Source organism: Nocardioides sp. HB32 (assembly GCF_054058995.1).
In genome coordinates this window covers 3,739,116-3,763,858 of sequence record NZ_JBSSBS010000001.1, presented here as the reverse complement: position 1 = coordinate 3,763,858, position 24,743 = coordinate 3,739,116, and the positions used below count along the sequence as shown (strand labels likewise).

23 protein-coding genes are annotated in these 24,743 nt (G+C 72.6%); 12 read left to right on the top strand and 11 right to left on the bottom strand.

What is annotated here, in order from left to right; translation table 11 throughout:
* Positions 1-17 precede the first annotated feature (17 nt).
* The 6 genes from ACVW2K_RS18930 to ACVW2K_RS18905 all read left to right on the top strand — a co-directional run bounded on the left by ACVW2K_RS18930 (position 18) and on the right by ACVW2K_RS18905 (position 6,581).
* On the top strand, positions 18-341 hold the full coding sequence (locus tag ACVW2K_RS18930; RefSeq protein ID WP_457203579.1) for a YlxR family protein: 324 nt from the start codon (positions 18-20) through the stop codon (positions 339-341).
* Between the two features lie 142 nt (positions 342-483).
* Positions 484-3,282 carry a translation initiation factor IF-2 gene (gene infB / locus ACVW2K_RS18925; RefSeq protein WP_457203578.1) on the top strand — a complete coding sequence of 933 codons (2,799 nt, stop codon included), beginning with the start codon at positions 484-486 and terminating at the stop codon, positions 3,280-3,282.
* Between the two features lie 68 nt (positions 3,283-3,350).
* The gene (gene rbfA / locus ACVW2K_RS18920; RefSeq protein WP_457203577.1) at positions 3,351-3,806 is read left to right on the top strand and encodes a 30S ribosome-binding factor RbfA; all 456 of its coding nucleotides are present in this window, start codon (positions 3,351-3,353) and stop codon (positions 3,804-3,806) included.
* A 35-nt stretch (positions 3,807-3,841) separates the two neighbouring features.
* Positions 3,842-4,663, top strand: coding sequence for a tRNA pseudouridine(55) synthase TruB (gene truB, locus ACVW2K_RS18915; protein WP_457204093.1), 822 nt, complete (start codon positions 3,842-3,844; stop codon positions 4,661-4,663).
* 23 nt (positions 4,664-4,686) lie between these two features.
* On the top strand, positions 4,687-5,619 hold the full coding sequence (locus ACVW2K_RS18910; RefSeq protein WP_457203576.1) for a bifunctional riboflavin kinase/FAD synthetase: 933 nt from the start codon (positions 4,687-4,689) through the stop codon (positions 5,617-5,619).
* Positions 5,616-6,581: a hypothetical protein gene (locus tag ACVW2K_RS18905; protein WP_457203575.1), complete on the top strand. Its 966-nt coding sequence runs from the start codon at positions 5,616-5,618 to the stop codon at positions 6,579-6,581. The genes ACVW2K_RS18910 and ACVW2K_RS18905 overlap by 4 nt, the downstream gene beginning before the upstream one ends.
* Here the strand turns inward: ACVW2K_RS18905 and ACVW2K_RS18900 are convergent.
* Entirely contained in the window at positions 6,514-7,464 is a 951-nt protein-coding gene (locus ACVW2K_RS18900; protein WP_457203574.1) for a LysR family transcriptional regulator, read from the bottom strand. The two genes, ACVW2K_RS18905 and ACVW2K_RS18900, sit on opposite strands and share 68 nt — an antisense overlap.
* Before the next feature lie 80 nt (positions 7,465-7,544).
* Here ACVW2K_RS18900 and ACVW2K_RS18895 point away from each other — a divergent pair, with 80 nt between their 5' ends.
* Positions 7,545-8,234, top strand: a complete 690-nt coding sequence (locus ACVW2K_RS18895; protein WP_457203573.1) for an aspartate/glutamate racemase family protein — start codon at positions 7,545-7,547, stop codon at positions 8,232-8,234.
* A 5-nt stretch (positions 8,235-8,239) separates the two neighbouring features.
* Here the strand turns inward: ACVW2K_RS18895 and ACVW2K_RS18890 are convergent, their stop codons facing one another.
* The 4 genes from ACVW2K_RS18890 to ACVW2K_RS18875 form a co-directional block, all read right to left on the bottom strand.
* Positions 8,240-8,497 (bottom strand): HPr family phosphocarrier protein, encoded by a 258-nt coding sequence (locus ACVW2K_RS18890; protein ID WP_028636073.1) that lies wholly within the window; start codon positions 8,495-8,497, stop codon positions 8,240-8,242.
* A gap of 62 nt (positions 8,498-8,559) precedes the next feature.
* Entirely contained in the window at positions 8,560-10,632 is a 2,073-nt protein-coding gene (locus ACVW2K_RS18885; protein ID WP_457203572.1) for a PTS fructose transporter subunit IIABC, read from the bottom strand.
* A gap of 5 nt (positions 10,633-10,637) precedes the next feature.
* Positions 10,638-11,597, bottom strand: coding sequence for a 1-phosphofructokinase family hexose kinase (locus ACVW2K_RS18880; protein WP_457203571.1), 960 nt, complete (start codon positions 11,595-11,597; stop codon positions 10,638-10,640).
* Positions 11,594-12,361, bottom strand: coding sequence for a DeoR/GlpR family DNA-binding transcription regulator (locus tag ACVW2K_RS18875; RefSeq protein WP_457203570.1), 768 nt, complete (start codon positions 12,359-12,361; stop codon positions 11,594-11,596). The genes ACVW2K_RS18880 and ACVW2K_RS18875 overlap by 4 nt, the downstream gene beginning before the upstream one ends.
* 87 nt (positions 12,362-12,448) lie before the next feature.
* On the opposite strand from ACVW2K_RS18875, the gene ptsP reads away from it, so the two are divergent.
* Positions 12,449-14,119, top strand: coding sequence for a phosphoenolpyruvate--protein phosphotransferase (gene ptsP / locus ACVW2K_RS18870; protein ID WP_457203569.1), 1,671 nt, complete (start codon positions 12,449-12,451; stop codon positions 14,117-14,119).
* Here ptsP and ACVW2K_RS18865 read toward each other — a convergent pair.
* The 6 genes from ACVW2K_RS18865 to ACVW2K_RS18840 form a co-directional block, all read right to left on the bottom strand.
* Positions 14,116-14,535, bottom strand: coding sequence for a helix-turn-helix domain-containing protein (locus tag ACVW2K_RS18865; RefSeq protein ID WP_457203568.1), 420 nt, complete (start codon positions 14,533-14,535; stop codon positions 14,116-14,118). The two genes, ptsP and ACVW2K_RS18865, sit on opposite strands and share 4 nt — an antisense overlap.
* A gap of 236 nt (positions 14,536-14,771) precedes the next feature.
* Positions 14,772-16,562, bottom strand: coding sequence for a hypothetical protein (locus ACVW2K_RS18860; protein ID WP_457203567.1), 1,791 nt, complete (start codon positions 16,560-16,562; stop codon positions 14,772-14,774).
* A 15-nt stretch (positions 16,563-16,577) separates the two neighbouring features.
* Positions 16,578-17,006 (bottom strand): hypothetical protein, encoded by a 429-nt coding sequence (locus ACVW2K_RS18855; protein WP_457203566.1) that lies wholly within the window; start codon positions 17,004-17,006, stop codon positions 16,578-16,580.
* Positions 17,003-17,386, bottom strand: coding sequence for a cupin domain-containing protein (locus tag ACVW2K_RS18850; RefSeq protein ID WP_028636065.1), 384 nt, complete (start codon positions 17,384-17,386; stop codon positions 17,003-17,005). The genes ACVW2K_RS18855 and ACVW2K_RS18850 overlap by 4 nt, the downstream gene beginning before the upstream one ends.
* A 74-nt stretch (positions 17,387-17,460) precedes the next feature.
* The gene (locus ACVW2K_RS18845) at positions 17,461-18,102 is read right to left on the bottom strand and encodes a LuxR C-terminal-related transcriptional regulator (RefSeq protein ID WP_457203565.1); all 642 of its coding nucleotides are present in this window, start codon (positions 18,100-18,102) and stop codon (positions 17,461-17,463) included.
* Entirely contained in the window at positions 18,054-19,202 is a 1,149-nt protein-coding gene (locus ACVW2K_RS18840) for a sensor histidine kinase (protein WP_457203564.1), read from the bottom strand. Before ACVW2K_RS18840 ends, ACVW2K_RS18845 begins: the two co-directional genes overlap by 49 nt.
* A gap of 136 nt (positions 19,203-19,338) precedes the next feature.
* Between ACVW2K_RS18840 and ACVW2K_RS18835 the strand changes: the two genes are divergently transcribed.
* The 4 genes from ACVW2K_RS18835 (at position 19,339) to ACVW2K_RS18820 (ending at position 24,736) form a co-directional block, all read left to right on the top strand.
* The gene (locus ACVW2K_RS18835; protein WP_457203563.1) at positions 19,339-21,486 is read left to right on the top strand and encodes an MMPL family transporter; all 2,148 of its coding nucleotides are present in this window, start codon (positions 19,339-19,341) and stop codon (positions 21,484-21,486) included.
* A 54-nt stretch (positions 21,487-21,540) separates the two neighbouring features.
* Positions 21,541-21,783, top strand: a complete 243-nt coding sequence (locus ACVW2K_RS18830; protein ID WP_457203562.1) for a DUF6458 family protein — start codon at positions 21,541-21,543, stop codon at positions 21,781-21,783.
* Positions 21,784-21,977: 194 nt separating this feature from the next.
* Positions 21,978-22,253, top strand: coding sequence for a 30S ribosomal protein S15 (gene rpsO / locus ACVW2K_RS18825; RefSeq protein WP_028636061.1), 276 nt, complete (start codon positions 21,978-21,980; stop codon positions 22,251-22,253).
* A gap of 242 nt (positions 22,254-22,495) precedes the next feature.
* On the top strand, positions 22,496-24,736 hold the full coding sequence (locus tag ACVW2K_RS18820) for a polyribonucleotide nucleotidyltransferase (RefSeq protein WP_197025220.1): 2,241 nt from the start codon (positions 22,496-22,498) through the stop codon (positions 24,734-24,736).
* Positions 24,737-24,743: the final 7 nt, after the last annotated feature.

The following is a 24,743-nucleotide window of genomic DNA, read 5'->3' as shown; positions in this document are numbered from 1 at the left end:
CGGTAAGGTTGACGGCAGTGGCGCGTGAACACACTCCTTCTGCATGCCCGGAACTCCCCGCCCCGGCGGGGCCGGTCCGGACCTGCGTGGGATGTCGGGCACGGGCCGCCAAGGCTGAGTTGTTACGGGTGACCGTCGGCTCGGACGCGGAGGGCCACCCGGCCGTCGTGCCCGATCCGGAGGCCACCGCTCCCGGCCGCGGGGCGCACCTGCACCCCACGACCGAGTGCTTTGAGCTCGCGGTGCGCCGGCGAGCCTTCGCCCGGGCCCTGCGGTTCGCGGGGAAGGGGCCAGGGCTGACCAGCGCCCCGCTCGCTGAACACCTCGGCGCAGACATCTGATCGACCGACCTGACACAGAAACTGGAGCAGCAGCTCATGAGCACTCGATGAGTACTTCCCGATGAGCATGCACAACCACTAACGGTCTGAATCACCCCCCGGCGACAAGGCTGGACCCGGGTCTCAGGCCAGAAGGAGAAGCGTGGCTAAGACCCGAGTTCACGAACTCGCCAAGGAGTTCGGTGTCGAGAGCAAGTTCGTTCTCGAGAAGTTCAAGGAGATGGGGGAGTTCGTCAAGTCGGCGAGCTCGACCGTCGAGCTCCCCGCGGAGATGCGGTTCCGCAAGGAGTACGGCGACAAGCTGAAGTCCGAGGCGTCGGCGGCTCCCGCCGCGCCGGCCGAGCCGGCCGCGGGGAAGCCCGCGCCGGCCAGGAAGGCGCCGGCCAAGAAGGCTGCCGCCGCTCCGGTCGCGGAGCCCGAGGCCGTCGAGGCGCCCGCCGAGGCGCCCGCGGAGGAGGCTGCTCCCGCCGCGAAGACGGCGGCGCCGAAGCCCGGCCCCAAGCCGGCCCCGAAGGCCGAGGAGCCGCCGGCCGAGCCGACCTCCGAGCCCGAGGCCCCCGCGGCCGAGGGTCCGGCCGACGGCACGCCCAAGTCGCCGGCCCCGCGGCCGGTCGGCCGTCCGGGGGCACCGCGCCCGGGCAACAACCCGTTCGCGCCCAGCCAGGGCATGGGCCGTCGGCCCGAGCCCGCCCGCCCGGCGCCCGCGACCGGTGGCGGCGACAACCGCCCGCCGCGTCCGCCGGCTGCCGGCGCGCGCCCGGGCATGCCGCGCCCGAACCCCGCCATGATGCCCAAGTCCCCGGCCGCCTTCGGCCAGGGCCCGGGTGGTCGCTCCGGCGCCCCGGCGCGCGGTGGCGCTCCGGGTCGCGGTGGTGCTCCGGGTCGTGGCGGCGCTCCGGGTCGCGGTGGCGCCCCGGGTGGTGCCGGTGCCGGTGCTCCGGGTCGTCCCGGCGGCTTCGGCCCGAGCGGCGGCGGTCGCCCCGGCGGCGGTCGCCCCGGCCAGCGTGGCCAGACCCAGGGTGCCTTCGGTCGCCCGGGCGGCCCGTCGCGCCGTGGTCGCAAGTCGAAGCGGGCGCGTCGCCAGGAGTTCGAGGCCATGGAGGCCCCGACGATCGGCGGCATCCGCGTCCGCAAGGGCAACGGCGAGACCGTCCGCCTGCCGCGCGGCGCCTCGCTGACCGACTTCGCCGAGCGCATCGGTGTCGACGCCGCCTCGCTGGTGCAGATGCTGTTCAGCCTCGGCGAGATGGTCACGGCGACCGAGTCGGTGAACGACGAGACCCTCGAGCTGCTCGGCGAGGAGCTCAACTACGTCGTCCAGGTCGTCTCCCCCGAGGACGAGGACCGCGAGCTGCTCGAGTCCTTCGACATCGAGTTCGGTGACGACGAGGACACCAACGAGGAGGACCTGGTGGCGCGGCCGCCGGTCGTCACCGTCATGGGTCACGTCGACCACGGCAAGACCAAGCTCCTCGACGCGCTCCGCAGCGCGAACGTCGTCGCGGGCGAGGCCGGTGGCATCACCCAGCACATCGGTGCGTACCAGGTGCACACCGAGGTCGACGGCGACGACCGCAAGATCACGTTCATCGACACCCCGGGTCACGAGGCGTTCACCGCCATGCGTGCCCGCGGCTCGCAGTCGTCGGACATCGCGGTCCTCGTGGTCGCGGCCGACGACGGCGTGATGCCGCAGACCGTGGAGGCGCTCAACCACGCCAAGGCGGCCGGCGTCCCGATCGTGGTCGCGGTCAACAAGATCGACAAGCCGGAGGCGGACCCGACCAAGGTCCGTGGCCAGCTGACCGAGTACGGCCTGGTGCCCGAGGAGTACGGCGGCGACACGATGTTCGTCGACGTCTCGGCCAAGTCCGAGCTCAACCTCGACAAGCTGCTCGAGGCGATCGTGCTCACGGCCGACGCGTCGCTGGACCTGCGTGCAGACGCGGGTCGTGAGGCGCAGGGCCTGGTCATCGAGGCGCACCTGGACCGCGGTCGCGGCCCGGTCGCCACCGTGCTCGTCCAGCGCGGCACGCTCAACGTCGGCGACTCGATCGTCGCCGGACCGGCCCACGGCCGCGTCCGCGCGATGCTCGACGAGTACGGCAACGAGCTGGCCGAGGCCGGTCCGTCGCGGCCGGCGATGGTGCTCGGCCTGTCCGCCGTCCCCGGCGCGGGTCAGAACTTCATCGTGGTCGACGACGACCGGATGGCGCGCCAGATCGCCGAGAAGCGCGAGGCGCGGGAGCGGGCGGCCATGCAGGCCAAGCGTCGCGTCCGCCGTACCCTCGAGGACTTCATGGCCTCCATGGAGAAGGGCGAGAGCCAGGAGCTCAACCTCATCCTCAAGGGCGACGTGTCCGGCTCGGTCGAGGCGCTCGAGGACGCGCTGGCCAAGATCGACGTCGGCGACGAGGTCAGCCTGCGGGTCATCGACCGCGGTGTCGGTGCGATCACCGAGACCAACGTCGACCTGGCGGCCGCGTCCGACGCGATCATCATCGGCTTCAACGTCCGCCCGCAGGGCAAGGCGACGGAGCTGGCCGACCGCGAGGGCGTGGAGATCCGGTACTACACCGTCATCTACCAGGCCATCGAGGAGATCGAGGCCGCGCTCAAGGGCATGCTCAAGCCGGAGTACGAGGAGTCGACCCTCGGCCAGGCGGAGATCCGCGCGATCTTCCGCTCGTCGAAGATCGGCAACATCGCCGGCTGCATGGTCACGAGTGGCGTGATCCGGCGCAACGCCAAGGTGCGCGTCATCCGTGACGGCGCCGTGGTGGCCGACAACCTCGACCTCGCGTCGCTCAAGCGGGAGAAGGACGACGCGTCCGAGGTCCGCGAGGGCTTCGAGTGCGGTCTGGTGCTGCGCAACTTCCAGGACATCAAGGAAGGCGACGTGATCGAGGCGTTCGAGATGCGGGAGATCCCCCGCAGCTGATCCATCCCGAGTCGGCGCAGTCTCAGCTGAGGCTGCGCCGACTCGGCGTCCAGGAGTAAGAAGGAACCATGACCAACCCTCGCGTCCGCAAGATCGCGGACCGGATCCAGGTGATCGTCGCGGAGATGCTGGAGCGCCGGATCAAGGATCCGCGGCTCGGCTTCGTCACCATCACCGACGTGCGCGTCACGGGCGACAGCCAGCAGGCCACGATCTTCTACACGGTCCTGGACGCCGGTGAGGACGACTCCGCCCGCGAGGCGTCCGCGGCCGCGCTCGAGTCCGCCAAGGGACTGCTGCGCTCCGAGGTCGCCAAGCAGCTCGGCATGCGGCACGCGCCGACGCTGACGTTCATCCACGACGCGCTGCCGGAGAACGCGCGGCACCTCGACGAGGTGCTCGCGAAGGCCAAGCAGCTCGACGAGCAGCTCGCGGCCGAGCGCGGCGCGGCGTACGCCGGCGAGCCCGACCCCTACAAGAAGCCGCGCGAGGCCGGGGACGACGAGCCCGACGAGGACGAGTGACCGACGGCCTCGTCGTCGTCGACAAGCCCGGGGGGATGACGTCGCACGACGTCGTCTCGCGGGTACGCCGGCTGGCCGGCACCCGCAAGGTCGGGCACGCCGGCACGCTGGACCCGATGGCGACCGGCGTGCTGGTGCTCGGCCTCAACCGGGCGACCCGGCTGCTCGGGCACCTGATGCTCACCGAGAAGCGGTACGACGCGACCGTCCGGCTCGGCGTGGCCACGACGACCGACGACGCCGAGGGCGAGGTCGTCGCGACCAGCACCACCGACGGGCTCGACGAGGCGACGATCCGGGCGGCGGCCGCGGAGCTGGTCGGTGACCTGATGCAGGTCCCGACGGCGGTGTCCGCGATCAAGGTCGACGGCAAGCGCGCCTACCAGCGGGTGCGCGAGGGCGAGGACGTCCGGCTCGAGGCGCGCCCCGTGACGGTGCACGAGCTCACCGTGACCGACGTGCGGGTCTCCGACGCCACCGAGCTCGACATCACGGTGCGCTGCTCCAGCGGCACCTACGTCCGCGCGATCGCCCGTGATCTGGGTGCGCGACTCGGCGTCGGGGGACACCTGACCGCGCTGCGGCGTACCGCCGTCGGGCCGTACGACCTGGCTGCGGCCCACACCCTCGAGGAGCTCGAGGAGGAGCTCGCGGTGCTGCCCATCGCGGCCGCGGCCCGGGCGGCGTTCAGCTCGCTCGAGCTCGACGACGCGCGGGCGATCGACGTCCGGTACGGCCGCGCGCTCGACCTCGAGCTCGCCGGGCTGACCGCGGTCTTCGCACCGGACGGCGAGTTCCTCGCGCTCTACGAACCCCGCGGCGGCGTGGCGAAAGCGGTCGCCGTCTTCACCGGCTGACCCCGCTCGGTAGTCTTCCCGGCGTGCAGATCTGGCGAAGCCTCGACGAGGTCCCGGCCGACCTCGGCCCGACCGCCGTCGTGATCGGCAACTTCGACGGGGTGCACCTCGGTCACCGGCACGTCGTCTCCCGGGCTCGGGAGCTCGCCGACGAGCGCGGCCTCGCGGTCGTGGCGGTCACCTTCGACCCGCACCCGATGGCGGTGCTGCGCCCCGAGCACGCTCCGACCACCCTCACCTCGCTGGAGGAGCGCGCCGAGCTGCTCAGCGACTGCGGTGCCGACGCGGTCTTCGCGCTGCCGTTCGACCGCGACGTCGCCTCGTGGACCCCGGAGGAGTTCGTCGAGCGCGTGCTCGTCGACGGACTCCACGCGGCCGCCGTCGTCGTGGGCGCGAACTTCCGGTTCGGGAACAAGGCGGCCGGCGACGTCGCGACGCTGCGCGAGACGGGGGAGCGGTACGGCTTCACCGCCGAGGGCATCCCCTTGGACGGTGGCCCCCAGGTGTGGTCCTCGACGTACGTCCGGATGAGCCTGGCCGCCGGTGACGTCGCGGGTGCCGCCGAGGCCCTCGGCCGCCCGTACACCGTGCGCGGCACCGTCGTGCAGGGCGACCAGCGCGGCCGCGAGCTCGGCTTCCCGACCGCGAACGTGCCCACGTCCGTGATGACCGCCGCCCCACCGGACGGCGTGTACGCCGGCCGGCTGCGCCGCCTGGACACCGGTGAGTCCTACCCGGCCGCGATCAGCGTCGGCACCAACCCGACCTTCGACGGGGTCCGCGAGCGCCGCGTGGAGAGCTACGTGCTCGACCGCGACGACCTGGAGCTGTACGGCGTCCAGGTCGAGGTGAGCTTCGTGGAGCGGCTGCGCGGCATGGTGGCGTTCGACTCGATCGAGGCCCTGGTCGAGCAGATGACGGCCGACGTCGACCGCGCCCGCGAGCTGCTGACGTGACCCGCGAGGAGACCCTCGCGGCCACGGACGCGTGGTTCCTCGCGCACGGCCTGTCCTACTTCGTGCCGGAGCGGCGGGCCGACGTGCGGAAGGCGCTGCGGCTCCGGCGCACGCTGCCGCTCGTGGTGCTGGTCGCGCTGCTCGCGGCCGCCGCGGGCGTCGCGCTCGCGTGGGTGTCCGGCGAGTTCAGCGCCGCGCCCGCGACCCTCGTCGCGCTCGGCGCCGCGGCCACGCTCTGGTACGCGCTGACCGCGCTGCACGCCCGGCAGATCGTGACGTGGAGCCTCGGCCGGACTCTCGGCAGCCTCCGGCGGGTCCTGCCGATGACCACCAGGGCGCTGCCGCTCCTGCTGCTCGCGATCACCTTCCTGTTCATCAACACCGAGGTGTGGCAGGTCGCCTCGAACCTGTCGGTCGCGTCGCTCTGGCTGGTCGTGGCCCTGTTCTCGGCGCTGGCGATCGGGTTCCTGCTCGTCCGCCTGCCCGAGGAGGTCGACCGCGCCGACGACGACGTGAACGACGCGCTGCTGCTGCGGGCCTGTCGCGGCACGCCGCTCGAGGCGCACTGCCGTGAGCTCGTCGAGGACCCCGACGCCGACCCGGCGGCGTACGCCGAGGTGACCGGCTACGAGCGCTGGAACCTGATACTGGTGCTGATGATCGTCCAGACGGTCCAGGTCGTGCTGCTCTCGCTGACCGTCTTCGCCTTCCTCATGCTGCTCGGGTCGATCACGATGACGGATCCGGTGCTGAACACCTGGCAGACCAGCCCGCCGTTCACGCAGTCGCGCGCGCTGCTCCAGGTGTCGGTGTTCCTGGCGTCGTTCTCCGGCCTGTACCTGATGGTCTCGACCGTGACCGACGAGGACTACCGCAAGCAGTTCTTCGGCGGGGTCACCCGGGAGCTCGAGCGGGCCGTCGGCGTGCGTGCGGTGTACCTCGACCTGCGCGCCGCGGGCTGAGCACGTCGGACGCCGCGGCCTGGAGCCGTTCCATGAGCGCGCGGACCGCGGGCACGGACTCGGCTCCGGGCCGGTGCACCATGCCGACGTGCCGCTCGCCGAACGCCGGAGCCGGCCGGGCCTCGACGTCCGGGTGGCGGAACGCCGTCAGCGCGAGCTGGGGGAGCACCGTGACGCCGAGACCGTGGGCGACGAGGTTCTGCACCACGACGTAGTCGTCGCTCTCGTGCAGGAGGCGGGGCTCGAACCCGGCGTCGCGGCAGCGCTCGACCAGGTGCTGCCGGCAACGCTCGCACCCCGCGACCCAGTCCTGGCCGGCCAGCCAGGTCGAGGTCGCGCGGGCCGGGACCGCCCCGTCGCGGGCGAGGACCAGGTGCAACGGCTCGACGCCGAGCGGCACCCAGGCCAGCGACCCGTCGTCGTCGGACGGCCCGTCGTACCCGAAGACCAGGGCGACGTCCACGTCACCGGCCAGCACCGCGGCCGACGCCTCCGGCGGCTCCTGCTCCACGAGCGTCACCTGGACGCCGGCGTGCTCGTCGTGGAGGGCGCGGACGGCCGACGGCACGAGGGTGGCCGCGGCCGACGGGAACGCCGCGAGCCGGACGGTGCCGGAGCGCAGGTCCGCCAGGGCGCCGAGCTCCTCGCGCGCGTCGTGGAGGGCGTTGTGCACGGTGTCCGCGCGGGCGAGCAGGGTCGCGCCGGCCTCGGTGAGCTGGGTGCCGCGCGGGGTGCGCACCAGGAGCGGGCCGCCCGCCTCCCGCTCCAGGAGCCGCAGCTGCTGGCTGACGGCCGACTGGGTCGTCCCGAGGTCACGCGCGGCCGCGCTCAGTGAGCCCGACCGGGCGACGGTGCGGAAGAGCAGCACGCGACGCGGGTCCATGAGGGTATTAGACCAGCTAAGGGATGCGTTCAGGAATCACAGTCTTCCTCGGGGTCGGTCCATCGCGCAGCATGGACGTCATGGAGACCCTGGGACTGATCGGCGGGATGAGCTGGCACTCGACCGCGACCTACTACCGGCTGATCAACGAGGAGGTCGCCGCCGCCGGGGGTGGCCACGCGTCGGCCCGCATCGCCCTGCAGTCGCTGGACTTCGCCGAGGTCCGCGACTGCCAGGTGCGCGGCGACTGGGACGCCGCGGCGGCGCTGCTCGCCGAGGCGGGGCGCCGGTGCGTCGCCGGTGGCGCGACGACGGTGGCGATCTGCACCAACCTGATGCACAAGGTCGCACCGCAGGTCGAGGCGGCGATCGACGTACCGCTGCTGCACATCGGCGACGCGGTCGCGGCCGAGGCGGCGCGCCACGGCTGGGGCACGCTCGGCCTGCTGGGGACCCGGTGGGTCATGGAGGAGACGTTCTACTCAGACCGCCTCGCGCGGCACGGCGTCACGACGGTCGTCCCGGGCCAGGAGGAGCGGGCGATGGTCGACGCGATCGTGTTCGACGAGCTGACGCAGGGCGTCGTGCGTGAGGCGTCCCGCCAGCGGTACGTCGAGGTCATCGACCGGCTGGCCGAGCAGGGGGCGGAGGCCGTCGTGTTCGCGTGCACGGAGATCGGCCTGCTGATCGGGCCCGAGGACAGCGCGCTCCCGGTCATCGACAGCGCCGAGGTGCACGCGCGCGAGCTGGCGCGCGTGCACCTCCGCTGAGCCCGTCAGGCGTCCAGGTCCTTCTCGACGAGGGCGACGATCGTGTCCAGGGCGCCCGGGTCGTCGCTGCTCACCTCGACCAGGTCGCCGGGACCGGCGCCCAGGGTCATGATCAGCAGCGAGGAGCTGGCGTCCACCGGCTCGTCGCCGGGGATGCCGATCAGCACCTCGACGCCGAGCTCCTCGGCTGCCTCGGCGATCAGCTGGGCGGGCCGGGCGTGCAGGCCGACGGACGAGCCGACGGCGACGGTCTTGCTGGGCATTCGTGCTCCTTGGTTGACGATCCGGGGTTGACGATCAGGCGTTGACGATCCGGGCTTGACGATCAGGCGGTGACGAGCTCGCGGTCGGCGGTCTCGGGATCCTCGGTGCCGATGGACTTCAGGACGATGACGGCGATCGCGCCGACGACGGTGCCGGCGACCAGGGCGATGAAGTAGCCGAGGATGTTGTGGACGGCGAACAGCACGAAGATGCCGCCGTGCGGCGCCCGGACCGCGACGTCCAGCGCCATGGACAGCCCCCCGGTCACGGCACTGCCCAGCATGATCGCCGGGATCACGCGCAGCGGGTCCGCAGCGGCGAACGGGATCGCGCCCTCGGTGATGAACGAGAGCCCGAGGGCCCAGCCGGCCTTGCCGTTCTCGTCCTCGGCCGAGCTGAACAGCCGCGGCCGCAGGACGGTGGCCAGCGCGAGCGCGATCGGCGGGACCATTCCCGCGAGCATCACCGCGGCCATGATCTTCAGCTCCGGGGAGTCGCTCGCGGCGCCGGCCGTGCCCACGCCGGCTGCGGCGAAGCTGTACGCCACCTTGTTCAGCGGGCCACCCATGTCGAAGGCCATCATCAGGCCCAGGATCACGCCGAGCACGATGGCGCTGCCGCCGTTGAGCGAGTTCAGGCCCTGGGTGAGCTGGTCCATCAGCCAGGCGATCGGCTTGCCGAAGACGATGATCATCAGCAGGCCGACGATCACCGAGGTGAAGAGCGGGATCACCATCACCGGCATCAGGCCGCGCGCCCAGGTGGGCACCTTCCAGCCGCCGATCCAGTGCGCGACCACCCCGGCGAGCACGCCGCCGATGATCGCGCCGATGAAGCCGGTGGCCGGCATCGCGACCGGGCTGTCGCCCGACGACTGCACGGCGAAGATGTTGCCGGCCAGGCCGCCCATCACGAAGCCCGGTGCGATGCCGGGGCGGTCCGCGATCGCGTAGGCGATGTAGCCGGCCAGCGCCGGGATGAACAGCATGAACGCGGTCTTGCCGATGACGAAGAACAGTGCGCCGATGTAGGCCGCGAGCCCGGACCCGAACAGGGCGTGGTCCAGGCCCAACGCGGACGGGCTCGGCAGGTCGAACAAGGAGTTGTTGACCGCGATCTCGCCGTAGTTGTTGTCGTTGGCGATCTCGTAGCCGCCCAGCAGGAAGGACAGGGCGATCAGCAGGCCGCCGGCCGCGACGAACGGGATCATGTACGACACGCCGGTCATCAGCACCCGGCGGGTGCGGCCGCCCCAGCTCTCGCCGGCCCCGCCGCCCGTGCCGACGGAGTCACCGGCGCCGGCACCCGAGCCCTCGACGCGCGGGGCGTTCGGGTCGTCGGCGTACCGAAGGGCCTCGGCGATCATCTGGTCGGCCTGGTCGAACGGCCGCTTCACGCCGGAGGAGACGAGCGGCTTCCCCGCGAACCGGTGCCGGTCGCGCACGCCGACGTCGACGGCGAAGATCACCGCGTCGGCCGCGGCGATGGTGCCGGGCGCGAGGGGCTTGGCGCCGGCCGAGCCCTGGGTCTCGACCTGGAGGTCGACCCCGGCGCGGGACGCGGCGGCCTCGAGGGCCTCGGCGGCCATGTAGGTGTGCGCGATGCCGGTCGGGCAGGCGGTGACCGCGACCAGCGAGTGCTTCTTCTCCGGTGCGGCCGGGGCGGCGTGCTTGGCGGCGGGCGCCGCGCTCACCACGTCGTTCACGAGTACGGCGACCTCGTCGGGCGTCGTGGCGGCGCGCAGCGCGTCGGTGAACGCGGGCTTCACCAGTGCGCGGGCGAGCTTGGTGAGCAGCTGGAGATGGGTGTTGTCGCCGCCGGCCGGTGCCGCGATGAGGAACACCAGGTCGGCCGGGCCGTCCTTGGCGCCGAAGTCGACCGTCGGGGACAGCCGCGCGAAGCCGAGGACCGGCTCGGCCACCCCGGCGGTCCGGCAGTGCGGGATCGCGATGCCCCCGGGGAGGCCGGTCCCGGACGTCGCCTCGCGGGCGAACGCGTCCTCGACGAGCTGGTCGACGTCGGTGGCGCGCCCGGCGTCGCCGACGACGCCGGCGAGCGCACGGATCACGTCGTGCCGGTCCGCGCCGAGATCGGCGTCGAGGCGCACGAGGTCGGCAGTGATGAGGTCCTGCATGGGTGTCACCCTCCCTGGGTGATGTCCAGGTCGCGCACCGGGACGAGCTCGGGGCGGACCTGATGGGGTTGCGGGATCGTTGTCCCTGGTAGGCCTGCGGCGGCACTGCCGTAGGCCACGGCCAGTGCGAGTCGCTCCTGCGGACGACGTCCGCGCAGCTCGCCCAGCAGATATCCGAAGAGGCTCGAGTCGCCGGCACCGACGGTGCTGACGACCTCGACCGGCACCGGCTCGGCGGACCAGGCGCCGTCGGCGGTGACGAGGACGGCGCCGCGGGCGCCGAGGGTGGCGAGCACGGTCTCGACGCCGGACTCGACCAGGGTGCGGGCCGCCTTCGCGGCGGCCAGCGGGTCGGCCTCGAGCAGGTCGGGGTCGTCCCCGGTGAACGAGGCGAGCTCCTCGCCGTTGGGCTTCATCAGGTGCGGCGCCGAGTCCGGCAGCCGGTCCACCAGTGCGCGCAAGGGCTCGTCGCTGGTGTCGACGGCGACCCGGGCGCCGCTGGCGCGGAGCAGCACGACGAGCTCGGCGTACCACGCGGGCGGGGTGCCGGGGGGCAGAGAGCCGGCGAGCACGACCCAGTCGGCCGCGGCGGCGCGGCGGCGCAGGGACTCGCCGAGCTCACGGCGTACGGCGTCGGTCAGCTGCGGGCCGGGGCTGTTCAGCTTGGTGGTGGTGCCGTCGGGCTCGGTGACGGTGATGTTCACGCGCAGCGCGCCGTCGTGGTGGACGGGGCGGCAGTCGATGCCGGCGGTCAGGAGCTCGAGCACGAACGGGTCGTCCTTCGCGGCGGGGAGCACCGAGATCGTCGGCACGCCGGCGGCCACGCAGGCGCGGGAGATGTTGACCCCCTTGCCGCCGGCCTGCGAGGTCACCGCGTCCGCGCGGATGACCGCACCCCGCTCGAGCGGCCCGCTGAGCACGACGGTGCGGTCGTGGCTGGGGTTGGCGGTGAGGGTCAGGATCACGCGACCACGACCTCGGGACCAGCGGCCTCGAACGCCTCGCGGTCCGCCGGGTCGACGCCGCCGTCGGTCACGACCACGTCGATCTCGTCGAGGGCGGCGAACCGGATCGCGGCCTCGGAGCCGACCTTGCTGGCGTCGGTCAGGCAGACGACGCGGCGCGCCGCGCCGACCATCGCGCGCTTGGCCGCGGCCTCGTCGTGGTCGGGGGTGGAGAGGCCGTGCTCGACCGTGATGCCGTTGGTGCCCAGGAAGGCGACGTCGACCCGCAGGCGGTGCAGCGCCGTGACGGTGTCGGCGCCGACCGCGGCCTGGGTCGTGGTCCGGACCCGGCCCGGCAGCAGGTGCAGCTCGATCTGCGGGTGCGCGGCGAGCCGCGCCGCGATCGGGACCGCGTGGGTGATCACCGTGAGGCGGTGGTCGCGGGGGAGGAGGCTGGCGAGCCGGGCGGTGGTGGAGCCCGCGTCGAGCAGCACGGTGCCGCCGGGCGGCGGGAGCTGCTCGAGGGCGGCCTTGGCGACCAGCTCCTTCTGGGCGGTGTTCGCCTGGTCGCGCTCGCCGAGCCCGGACTCGATGACCGCGAGCGAGCTGGCCGGCACCGCGCCGCCGTGCACGCGGCGCAGGAGGCCCATCCGCTCGAGCACCGAGAGGTCGCGGCGGACCGTCTCGGTGGTCACGTCGAACCGCTCGGCGATCGCGGCGACGGAGAGCCGGCCCTGCTCGGTGACGAGCTGGGCCATGGCCTGCTGGCGCTCTTCGGCGTACATTGTCGGCTGGCTCCTTCGATCTTTGTATCTGTTGTTTTACGCCCGAATGTGTTGACTGTCAAGGGCGGTCGGGCGTTTACTGTGGTCATGGCCACCGACACCCTCCTGCGCGGCACCCCGGTCGTCCCCGGCGTCGCGTTCGCGCCGGCCCTCGTCGTGCGTGCCGAGGTCTCGCCCGAGGCGGTCGCCCGCTTCGACACCTCGCAGTACGCCGACGCCGAGGCCGCGCTGGCGGCGTACGACCAGGCCGCGCAGGCGGTCGCGGACGGGTTCATCCGCAAGGCCGCCGGGGTGTCCGGCGACGCCGCTAAGGTGCTCACCGCCAGCGCCGGGCTGGCCCGCGACAAGGGGCTGCGCGGTGCGGTGAGCAAGCACCTGCGCGGCGGTGACGACCTGCTCGCGTCCGTGCACGCCGGGGTCGAGCAGTTCGTCACCGTGTTCACCGGCATGGGTGGCCTGATGGCCGAGCGGGTGACCGACCTGCGCGACATCGAGCGGCGGATCACCGCGCACCTCGTCGGTGAGCCCGAGCCGGGCGTCGGCGCACCGGAGGCGCCCTGTGTCCTGGTCGCCGAGGACCTCGCGCCGTCCGACACGGCCGGGCTGGACCCGGCCGTGGTGCTGGCACTCGTGACCGAGCGCGGTGGGCCGACCAGCCACACCGCGATCATCGCCCGCCAGCTCGCGATCCCGTGCGTCGTCGGCGTCGGCGGCGCGACGGCGCTCGCGAACGGCACCCCGCTGCTCGTCGACGGGGCAGCCGGCACCGTCGAGACCGACGCGGCGGACGCCGAGGCGCGGGTCGCCGCAGACGCCGAGCAGCGGGCCGCGCTCGCCGCGTGGGAGGGACCGGGCCGGACGGCGGACGGCGTGCCGGTCAAGATCCTCGCGAACGTCGCCGACGCCGAGTCCGCCCGCCGGGCCGCGAGCGCCCCGGTCCAGGGGGTGGGGCTGTTCCGCACCGAGCTGTGCTTCCTGAACCGGAAGGAGGAGCCGTCGGCCGAGGAGCAGGCGTCGATCTACGGCGGGGTGCTCGACGCCTTCCACGGCGGGGGTCGGTACGTCGTCGTGCGCACCCTGGACGCCGGCTCGGACAAGCCCGTCGGCTTCGCCACCCACGACGGCGAGGAGAACCCGGCGCTCGGCGTGCGCGGCCTGCGGCTGTCGTTCGACAACCCCGGACTGATGGACCGGCAGCTCGATGCGATCGCCGCGGCGGCGGCCGCCACGGGGACCGAGACGTGGGTGATGGCGCCGATGGTCGCGACCGTCGCCGAGGCCCACGAGTTCGCCGGCAAGGTGCACGCCCGCGGATTGAAGGCCGGGGTGATGGTCGAGGTGCCCAGCGCCGCCCTGCTCGCCCACCGGATGCTGGAGGCCGTGGACTTCCTCTCGATCGGCACCAACGACCTCACGCAGTACACGATGGCCGCCGACCGGATGGCGACCGACCTCGCGCACCTGACCGACCCGTGGCAGCCCGCCGTGCTCCAGCTGATCGCGATCACCGCGGAGGCCGGCCGCCAGGCCCGCAAGCCGGTCGGCGTCTGCGGCGAGGCGGCCGCCGACCCGCTGCTCGCCTGCGTGCTCGTCGGCATGGGCATCACGTCCCTGTCGATGGCCGCGGCCGCCGTACGACCGGTGGGCGCGCGGCTCGCCGGCGTCCCGCTCGACCTGTGCGAGGAGGCCGCCGAGGCCGCCCTCGCCGCGTCCGACCCCGGGGCCGGCCGGACGGCGGTCCGCGAGCTCCTGGACTAGAGCTCCGGGGCCACGAGCGGCCAGTAGTCGTGGTCGGCGAGCAGCCGCGCCACCATCTCGGCGCGCGAGGAGACCGCGAGCTTCGCGAAGATCCGGCGCAGGTGGGTCGACACCGTCCAGACGCTGATGTCGAGGGAGGTCGCGATCGCCTGGTTGGTCCGGCCGTGCGCGACCATCAGCGCGATCTGCCGCTCGCGCGGCGACAGGGTCACGCGTAGCGCGGGTTCCTGGTGGACGAGCAGGCACCGCACGTTCCCGACCGTGACGTCGAGCAGCACGCCCTCGCGCTCGTCGGTCGTGTACTCGCCCGATCTCAGCAGCACGCCGACCTCGGCGAGCAGCGCGTCGAGACGTCGGGGATCCGTGGTCCCGGGCGACAACGGTGTCGTGTCCCCGAGCCGGGTGGGCATGGTCATGTGGGCTCCCGAGCTCGCTCACGCCCGCGTCCTGTGCCCCATGCGACGGCAGGCCTTTGGACGGTAGCACCGTAGGTCAGCTGGGTGCCGTGGCCCAACTGAGTGGTTCCGGTGGCGGCAACCCGGTCCAGCAGGACCACGTGCGCATCGACCTGGGCCCGCCACTCCCGCACGTCCAGGTACTCGTCCGGGCCGTGCGCCGCGGGCAGGAACGAACGAACTGCCCGTCCTCGCCCTCAGCCCGGCGGGGGCTCCAGGACCCAGTTGACCGGACGGTCCGGGTCCGACTCGTAGCGGCACTCGAAGCCGGTGTGGACGCGGTCCCGCAGATGGCGTCCCAGCCACGGGTCCGCCTCGGCGATCCTGGCCAGCGCGGCGACGATGGCCTTGCGCACGGCGACCCTGGCCCGCTCGGCGTGCGACCCCGTGGTCCGGCTGCGGCCACGCAACCCGGACCCGCCCGCGAGGTACGCCGCGACCGCGTCGCGCTCCTCGCGGAGCTCCGGTCGGTCGCGGTCCGCGAGCTCGGCGTCCAGCGCCGAGAGGCGAGCGCCCAGGACGCGGCGGGACTCCTCGTCCAGGATCTCCAGCGGGGCCTGCTCGACGACGACGTCGCCCATCAGTGCCGCGGCAGGCAGGTCGGCGTCGGGCCGGTCGAGCAGCGCGTGCAGGTGGACGAGGCCGCGCATCCGGGGCAGCACGAACGTCGCGCCCTCGCGCCCGACCAGCCACAGGCCACCGGGCTGCTGGTGCAGATGGACCGTCACGACGTCCGCGGCCGCCACCGCCCCCGCGGGGAGCGCGCCGAGCAGCCGGTCCCGCCACCAGGTCGCGCCGACCCGCTCGTACGTCGCCAGCGCGGCCGCTCGGTACCGGTCAGCCGCGTCCGCGTCACCGAGCAACGCGTGCGCCCGGGCGAGGGTGTCGTCGGTGACCCCGTGCCACATCACCGCACCGGCGTTGACCACCGAGCGCCCGGCGTACGGTGCCAGCAGCGCGAGCACCGCCGCCGTCGTGCCGGTGTCGCCGATGGCCAGTGCGCCCTCGAGGACACACTGGAGGACGAGCAGCCAGTCACTGTCCCGCGGCAGCGTCGCAAGCACCTCGGGCGTGAAGGCCCCGATCATCTCCGCGACCTTGTCGAGCCGACCGGCGCCGAGCCAGATCACGGTCGCCTCGGCCCGCACGGTCGCGACCCCCAGGTCGACGCCGTAGTGCTCGAAGGCGGGTGCCTCGGCGGCGCACCCGTCGCGATCGCCGCTGAAGTAGGCCGTGTAGCCGCGCATCGAGTGGAGTACGCCGGACGCATCGGGGATCACCGCCTCGTCAGCCGCGGCGGCAGCGCGTTGAGCGAGGACACCGGCGGCGTCGAGGTTCCTGCGCAGCAGCTCGACCGGCAGCCGGCGGCTCGCGGCGAAGAACGCGGCCCGCGGTGACTCCTCCGCCAGCTGCTCGAGCGCGTGCACCGACCGGTGCATCCGCGGCAGGTCGAGCACCTCCCACGCGACGGTGAGCGACCAGAGCTGGGCCTGCAGCCGGGCACCCGGGTCGGCCAGGTGGGCCGCGGCGTCGTCCAGCCGGGCCGCCCAGTCCCGGCGGAGCGCGATGTCGTCGGGTCCCCAGTGTGACGCGAGCGCCGCGTCGAGGGCGTCCGCCAGCAGCACCGGTTCGTCCTCGCGCTCGGCGAGGTGCAGCGCCTCGATCGCGAACGGCCGAGCCCGGCGGGGCTGGTTCGCGTAGGCCCAGCAACGTGCGAGGGCCGCGGCGAGCCGGGCCCGGAGCACCGGGTCCTCGACGGCGTCGTACGCCGCGTGCAGCCGGACCGGCAGCAGCCCCGGCGTCAGGTTGTACTCCTGGCCTCGAGCCAGGCCGAGGACCGCGGCCGCCCGGCGCGGGAGGTCGTCCTGCTGCTCCGCGACCTCCGCGGCCCGGTCGAACCACGTCATGGCGGACGCGCCGTCCCCGCTCGCCCACGCCGCCTCGGCACGGGCCAGCAGCGACGACGCGGACGCCGGGACGCTCGCCATGGTCGTGAGGCTAGGTCACGGCCGCAGCAGCCGCACCTGGTCGGCGTGGCGGCGCTGCCGCTCCTCGTCCCAGTCGCCGGTGCACGAGACGGTGAGCTCGCTGATCCGGCCGTCGGTGACCCCGCAGTGGATCAGCTCGCGGCAGTACCACCGCTGCCCCTCGGACTCCCACCGCTCCTCGAACTGCAGGAGGAAGCCGCGCGCGGTGCGATCCAGGGCCTCGACCCGGACCTCGCCCGGGAACGGGTGGCTGTCCTCGCGCAGGTGGAACGCGGCGTCCGCACCCTGCGCCTGGAGCCGCCACTGAGGGACGGTGAGGTCGGCGAATACGTCGTCGGCGAACATCGAGTCCGGGCGGACCCCCGTCTCCAGCCAGGTCACGACGTCCCGGGCGAGGTCGCCCAGGCCGCCCTCAAGCGCGGGCAGCGCCTCGACGGCCGTCATGACCCGGCACCCGCCATCGCCTCGATGTTGCGGCCGATGGCCGCCATCACCGGCTGCAGGTCAGCCGTCCGGCTGAACTCAACGACCGACGTACCGGCGGCGATCAGCGGACGGTGGCCCGGGCCGGCGACGTAGGCGTCGCCTTCGACGTACGTCTCCTCGTGGTCGGGCCACCGGAACGTGATCTGCCCCGAGATCACGTACCCGACGTGCTCGCAGGTGCAGGCGTCGCCGGGCAGGCCGCGGAAGTACGGCGTGACGTCGAGGTCCTGCTTGAACGTCTCGAAGGAGACGGTGTGGTCGTCGAGCTCGGCGTAGCGGCCCTCGACGACGTCCATGTCGATGCCGACCGGTGTGGTCGAGCGGGATGCGCTGGGCATCAGGTCCTCCTCGGATGGTGGGTTGGTGGTGCACTCATCCGTGAGGCGTGACTTCGGCCGTCACATCGTGACGACTACACGCGCAGCCACGCGAGCACCGCGCGGACGCGCCGGTGGTCGTCCTCGTCGAGGGGCAGGTCGAGCTTCGTGAAGATGCTGTTGATGTGCTTGGCGACGGCCTTCTCGGTGACCGACAGGCGTACGCCGATGGCTGCGTTCGAGCGCCCCTCCGCCATCAGGGCGAGCACCTCCTGCTCGCGTGGGGAGAGCCGGTCTCGCGGCTCCTCGCGCTGCCGGGCCATCACGGTCGCGACCACCTCCGGGTCCAGGACGGTGCCGCCCGCGGCCACCCGGCGCACGCCGTCGACGAACTCGGCGACGTCCGAGACCCGGTCCTTGAGCAGGTAGCCGACGGCGCCCACGCCACTGGCCAGCAGTTCGCGGGCGTAGAGCTGCTCGACGTACTGCGAGAGCACCATCACCGGGAAGCCGGGCCGGGCGCCGCGCGCCTCGATGGCCGCGCGCAGTCCTTCGTCGGTCTGGGTCGGCGGCAGGCGTACGTCGAGCACGGCCGCCTCGGCCGCGGGGTCCCGCAGCGCGACGGCGAGGGACGCGGCGTTGTCGACCGCGTGCAGGATCTCGAAGCCGTTGCCCTCGAGCAGCTGGATCAGCCCGGCGCGGAGGAGGGCGTGGTCTTCGGCGAGGACAAGACGCACGGGACCTCCAGGGTGACCAGGGTCGGGCCGCCGGCCGGGCTCGACACGGACATCGTGCCGTCGAACGCGGCCATCCGCCGCATCACGCCCAGCATGCCGGTTCCGGACTCGGGGTCCGCGCCGCCGCGCCCGTCGTCGCCGACGGCGGCCCGCAGCACGCCGGCTCCATCGACGGTCTCGTGCGAGAGCGTGATCCATGCGTTCGCGGCGCCGGAGTGCTTGCCGACGTTCGCCAGGCACTCCGCCACGCCGAAGTAGACCGCCGACTCCACCGGCGCCGGCGGCCGCCCGTCGAGGCGTACGGCGACGCTCACCGGGATCGCCATGTCCAGCGCGATCGCCTGCACCGCGCCGCCGAGGCCGCGGTCGGCCAGCACCGGCGGATGGATCCCGCGGACGACGGAGCGGAGGTCGCCGATCGCACCCGCGGTCGTCGCCCGGGCGTCCTGCACCAGTCGCCGGGCCGCGTCCGGGTCCTCGTCGAAGGCCGCGTCGGCCATGCCGAGGCTCATCGACAGGGCGACCAGCCGAGCCTGCGCGCCGTCGTGCAGGTCGCGCTCGAGCCGACGCAGCTCGGCCGCGGAGTGGTCGACCAGGTCGGCGCGGGTCTCGGTGAGCTGCTGCACCCGCTGCTCGAGCTTCTCGGTGCGGCTGTAGGCGAGGAAGAACCGGTCGAAGTGCGCCCGAGCGACCATCAGCGGCGGCGTCGCGAACCACCAGATGAAGCCCGTGACGATCCCCAGCAGCAGGATCAGGACGACCAGCGACACCACGATGCCCACGACCGGCGCTACGAACAGCCAGGCCAGGTCGCGCCAGGTCATCGGGTCGGCGAGGACCGACCGTGCCCGCTGGAAGAACCCGCCGTCCGGCAGCGGTCGGTACGGGACCGGGACCGGCTGGCCCAGCGTGCGCGCGGCCATCTCGCGGTGCAGGTTCGCGACCCAGCGGGTCGCGACCACCGTCCCGGCCAGGATGGGCAGCCCGACCCAGATGACGACGAGCACGCCGCCGACGATCCAGAGCACCAGCAGCACGATCAGCACGAAGGCGAGGACGAGCTGGGCAACGGCGTACCCGGTCAGGCGCAGGCGATCCACGCCCCCATCCTGCTGGCGCGCCCGACGTCGCGCAGGGGTGCTGGCACCACCAGCGCCCGGGTTCCTACGCCCCTGACCCGCGGCGCCGGCGACCCGAGGCTGGGAGCACCACACCGAGACCCGAGGAGAGACGGCCATGGGCAACCCGTTGACGGCAGTGCCGATGCGAGCGGCGAGATGGAGCGCCGAGCACCCGTGGCGCGCGATCCTCGCGTGGATCGCGTTCGTCGCGGTGGCGGTCGGTCTCGCGATCGCCGTACCCACCACCGAGACGACCGACGCCGACTACCGGGTCGGCGAGTCCGGCCGGGCGGACGCGATGGTCGCGGAGGCCGGCCTCACGCCGCCGGACACCGAGAACATCCTGGTCGAGGGCGCCCACGGCGAGCAGGCCGCGGCCGAGCTCGTCGCGAAGGCGAAGGCCGTCGCCGGCGTCGCCCACGTCTCCGACCCGCAGCCGAGCCGGAACGGTACGGCGCTGCTCGTCGCCGTCGAGCTCGAGCACGGTGTCGAGGACGCGGACCCCGTCCAGGCGGTCACGACGGAGGTCGCGGGGGAGCACCCCGACCTGACCATCCGCGAGGCCGGTGACCTGAGCATCGACGCGGCCATCAACGACCGCGTCTCCGAGGACCTCGGCTCCGCCGAGACGATCAGCCTGCCGATCACGCTGGTCCTGATGCTGCTGGCGTTCGGTGCGCTGATCGCCGCCGGCATCCCGGTGCTGCTCGCTGCGACCAGTGTCGCCGCGACACTCGGCCTGATGGCGCCGTTGTCGCACCTCGTCCCGGCCGACCTGACGGTGTCCAGCATGATCGTGCTGATCGGCATGGCCGTCGGCGTCGACTACTCGCTCTTCTACCTCAAGCGCGAGCGCGAGGAGCGCGCCAAGGGCCGCACGACGCTGGAGGCGGTCGAGATCGCCGCGCAGACCTCCGGCCACTCGATCCTGGTCTCCGGCGGCGCCGTGATCGCCTCCATGGCCGGCCTGTTCGTGGTCGGTGACGCGACGTTCAACTCGCTCGCGATCGGCTCGATCCTCGTGGTCGCGGTGGCGGTGCTCGGCTCGATCACCGTGCTGCCCGCACTGCTGGTCAAGCTCGGCCGTTGGTCGGACCGCCCGCGCGTCCCGCTGCTGTGGCGGCTCAACCGCCGCATCGGCCGGGGCGGCATCAGCCGCCGGCTGCTCGGCCCGGTCGTGCGGCACCCCGCGGCCGCGCTCGCGCTGTCGAGCCTCGTGGTCGTCGGCCTGGCGATCCCGGCGTTCGGCATGAAGACGCACTCTGGGACGCTCGACACGCTGCCCCAGTCGATCCCCGAGGTGCAGACCGTGAAGGCGATCAGCGCCGGCTTCCCGGCCGACGAGGGCGCCAACGCGACGGTCGTGGTCAGGGCCGGCGCGTCCGAGCAGGCGCGGGTGAGGGCCGCGCTCGAGCAGCTCACGAGGAACGCGGTAGGCACCGGCACGTTCGTCGCCTCCGGACAGGGCGTGCAGGTCTCGGACGACGGCACCACGTCGATGATCCTGCTCGGCATGCCGTACGACGAGACCGACGCCCGGGTCCCGGCCGCGATCCACGAGCTGCGCGGTGAGCTGGTCCCGGCCGCGCTCGACGACCTGCACGCCGATCACGCCGTCGGCGGCGGGGCGGCCGAGGAGGTCGACTTCATGAAGCAGCAGGAGGGCCGGCTCGCGCTGGTGATCGGGTTCGTGCTCCTGCTGACCATGCTGATCATGGCGGTGACGTTCCGCAGCATCCCGCTCGCGATCGTCTCCACGGTGCTGAACCTGGCGTCGGTCGGCGCGGCGTTCGGCGTCCTCACGCTGGTCTTCCAGCACGGCTGGGGGAGCGGGATGCTCGACTTCACCAGTCCGGGCTTCGTGATCGACTGGCTGCCGCTGTTCGTGCTGGTCGTCCTGGTCGGGCTGTCGATGGACTACCACGTGTTCGTGCTGAGCCGGGTCCGCGAGCACCTGGACCGCGGGCTCCCGACGCGGCTGGCCGTCGAGCGCGGCATCACCGACACCGCCGGTGTGGTCACGAGCGCCGCCGCGGTCATGGTCTCGGTGTTCGCGATCTTCGCGACGCTCTCCATGATCGAGATGAAGATGATGGGCGTCGGCCTGGCTGCCGCGATCCTGCTCGACGCGACCCTGGTCCGCCTGGTCATGCTGCCGGCGATCCTGGTGCTGCTCGGTGACCGGGTCTGGTGGCCGCTCAGGCCCCGTGCGCCGCGCGGCGACGTCGTCGCCGAGCCGGAGCCGGCGTACGCCGGCAGCTGACCTGTCGCCCCCGGTGCGGGTTTGCGCGAAGCCCGCACCGGGGACTAGGGGGGCATGGGATATGGACTGGGAGTTTTCCTGCTCGCGCTGGGCCTGATCCTGGCGCTGGCCGTGACCGACAGCATCAACGGCGTCGACCTCACGATGGTCGGCTGGATCCTCGCCGCCGCGGGTGTGCTCTGCATCATCCTCGTCGCGGCCACGACCGCAAGCCGGCGCCGCAGCACGGCGGTCACGACGCACGCCGACGGCAGCCGCACGGTCAGCGAGCGGAACGACGTCCCGCCGGCCGTCTGAGCCGGCGGAGCTGCCCGACCCGGGGCGTCGCCCCGGGTCAGAGGCATGTGGATTCGGTGGGTGGAGCACCCCCGCGCTAGAGTTCTGAGGTTGCCTCCAGGGGCGACGACTGCCGTCCAACGGCCGCGGAACCAGAGTGCCCGGGTGAACAGGCCCCGGCGCGCCGCGCAGCAAACCCACCGGAAGGAGCCCGCATGTCGATCGGTACCGACGCGGAGACCAAGAAGAAGATCATCGCCGAATACGCCACGACCGAGGGCGACACCGGTTCGCCGGAGGTCCAGGTCGCGCTGCTGAGCCACCGGATCAGCCACCTGACCGAGCACCTCAAGCAGCACAAGCACGACCACCACAGCCGTCGCGGCCTGCTGCTGCTCGTCGGCCAGCGCCGCCGGTTGCTGAACTACCTGCAGAAGACGGACATCAACCGTTACCGCTCGATCGTCGAGCGTCTCGGCCTCCGCCGCTGATTTACCGTGAAGGGCCTGCCTCAGGTGGGCCCTTCACGCTTTCTCGGGAGCGTCTCCGGACGCTAGATTCACCAGCAGACCCACTCAGAAGTACATCTGAACACCAGGAGCGACCCGCACGTTCTGGCTCGGTCCTCGGTAGTGGCTCTCAGAGCACGGCTCTGCGGGCCTCGATCGAAGACCAGGCCTCTGCATGACGCGGGACGCCGCGGATCGCTCCGCGAGCAGAACAGGGACATCCCTTGACTGAACCCGTCATCCACGTTGTCGAGACCACTCTCGACAACGGCAAGTTCGGCACCCGGACCATCAAGTTCGAGAGCGGGCTCCTCGCCCGCCAGGCTGCCGGTGCCGTCACCGCCTACCTCGACGACGACACGATGCTGCTGTCCGCGACCACCGCGGGCAAGCACCCCAAGGACCACTTCGACTTCTTCCCCCTGACGATCGACGTCGAGGAGCGGATGTACGCCGCGGGCAAGATCCCCGGCTCGTTCTTCCGCTCCGAGGGCCGGCCCGGCGAGGACGCGATCCTCACCTGCCGCCTGATCGACCGGCCGCTGCGCCCGACGTTCAAGAAGGGCCTCCGCAACGAGGTCCAGGTCGTCATCACGGTGATGGCGCTGAACCCGGACGCGCCGTACGACGTCCTCGCGATCAACGCCGCGTCGCTGTCGACGCAGCTCTCCGGCCTGCCGTTCTCCGGCCCGGTCGGCGGCGTCCGCGTGGCGCTGATCGACGGCCAGTGGGTCGCGTTCCCGACCCACAGCCAGCTCGAGGACGCCGTCTTCGACATGGTCGTGGCCGGCCGCGTCACCGACACCGGCGACGTCGCGATCATGATGGTCGAGGCCGAGGCGACCGAGCAGACCATCGAGCTGGTCCGGGGCGGCGCCACCGCGCCGACCGAGGAGGTCGTGGCCGGCGGCCTCGACGCCGCCAAGCCCTTCATCAAGCAGCTCGTCGAGGCCCAGGCCGAGCTGGCGAACGTCGCCGCGAAGCCGGTCCAGGAGTTCCCGATCTTCCTCGACTACGAGGACGACGTGTTCGCCGCGGTCGAGGCGGCCGTCAAGGACGACCTGGTCGCCGCGATGAAGATCGCCGACAAGGAGGAGCGCAACGACCGCACCGACGAGCTCAAGGACGGTGTGCTCGAGCAGCTCGCCGGCCAGTTCGAGGGTCGCGAGAAGGAGATCGGCGCGGCCTTCCGCTCGGTCAACAAGCAGGTCGTCCGCGAGAGCATCCTCAAGGACAAGGTCCGCATCGACGGCCGTGGCCTGGCCGACATCCGCCCGCTGCACGCCGAGGTCGGCGTGATCCCGCGCGTGCACGGCTCGGCGCTCTTCGAGCGCGGCGAGACCCAGATCCTGGGCGTCACCACGCTGGACATGCTGAAGATGGAGCAGCAGCTGGACACGCTCTCCCCGGAGAAGCACCGCCGCTACATGCACAAGTACGTCTTCCCGCCGTTCTCGACCGGTGAGACCGGCCGGGTCGGCTCGCCGAAGCGCCGCGAGGTCGGCCACGGTGCGCTCGCGCGCCGTGCGCTGCTGCCGGTGCTGCCCTCCCGCGAGGAGTTCCCGTACGCCATCCGCCAGCTCTCCGAGGCGATGGGCTCCAACGGCTCGACCTCGATGGGCTCGGTCTGCGCCTCGACACTGGCGCTGCTCCAGGCCGGCGTGCCGCTGAAGGCCCCGGTCGCGGGCATCGCGATGGGCCTCGTCTCCGGCGAGATCGACGGCTCGATGCAGTACGTCGCGCTCACCGACATCCTCGGCGCCGAGGACGCGTTCGGCGACATGGACTTCAAGGTCGCCGGCACCCGTCAGTTCGTGACCGCACTCCAGCTCGACACCAAGCTCGACGGCATCCCCGCCGAGGTGCTCGCGCAGGCGCTGCAGCAGGCGCGTGACGCCCGGATGGCGATCCTCGACGTGATGGCCGAGGCCATCGACGAGCCCGAGGAGATGTCGATCCACGCCCCGCGGATCATCACGATCAACATCCCGGTCGACAAGATCGGCGAGGTCATCGGCCCCAAGGGCAAGATCATCAACCAGATCCAGGACGACACCGGCGCCTCGATCTCGATCGAGGACGACGGCACGATCTACATCGGCGCCACCAACGGTGAGGCTGCGCAGGCGGCGAAGGACCAGATCAACCAGATCGCCAACCCGACGATGCCGGAGATCGGTGAGCGCTACCTGGGCACCGTCGTCAAGACGACCAACTTCGGTGCGTTCGTCTCGCTGATGCCGGGCAAGGACGGGCTGCTGCACATCAGCAAGCTGCGCGGCCTGGCCGGCGGCAAGCGCGTCGACGCGGTCGAGGACGTCGTGTCCGTGGGCCAGAAGATCCAGGTCCAGATCGCCGAGATCGACGACCGCGGCAAGCTGTCGCTGGTCCCGGTGGTCGACGAGGCCGAGTCCTCCGAGTCCGCCGAGTCCTCCGACGCCGAAGGCGCGGACGACTCCGAGTGACCAAGGC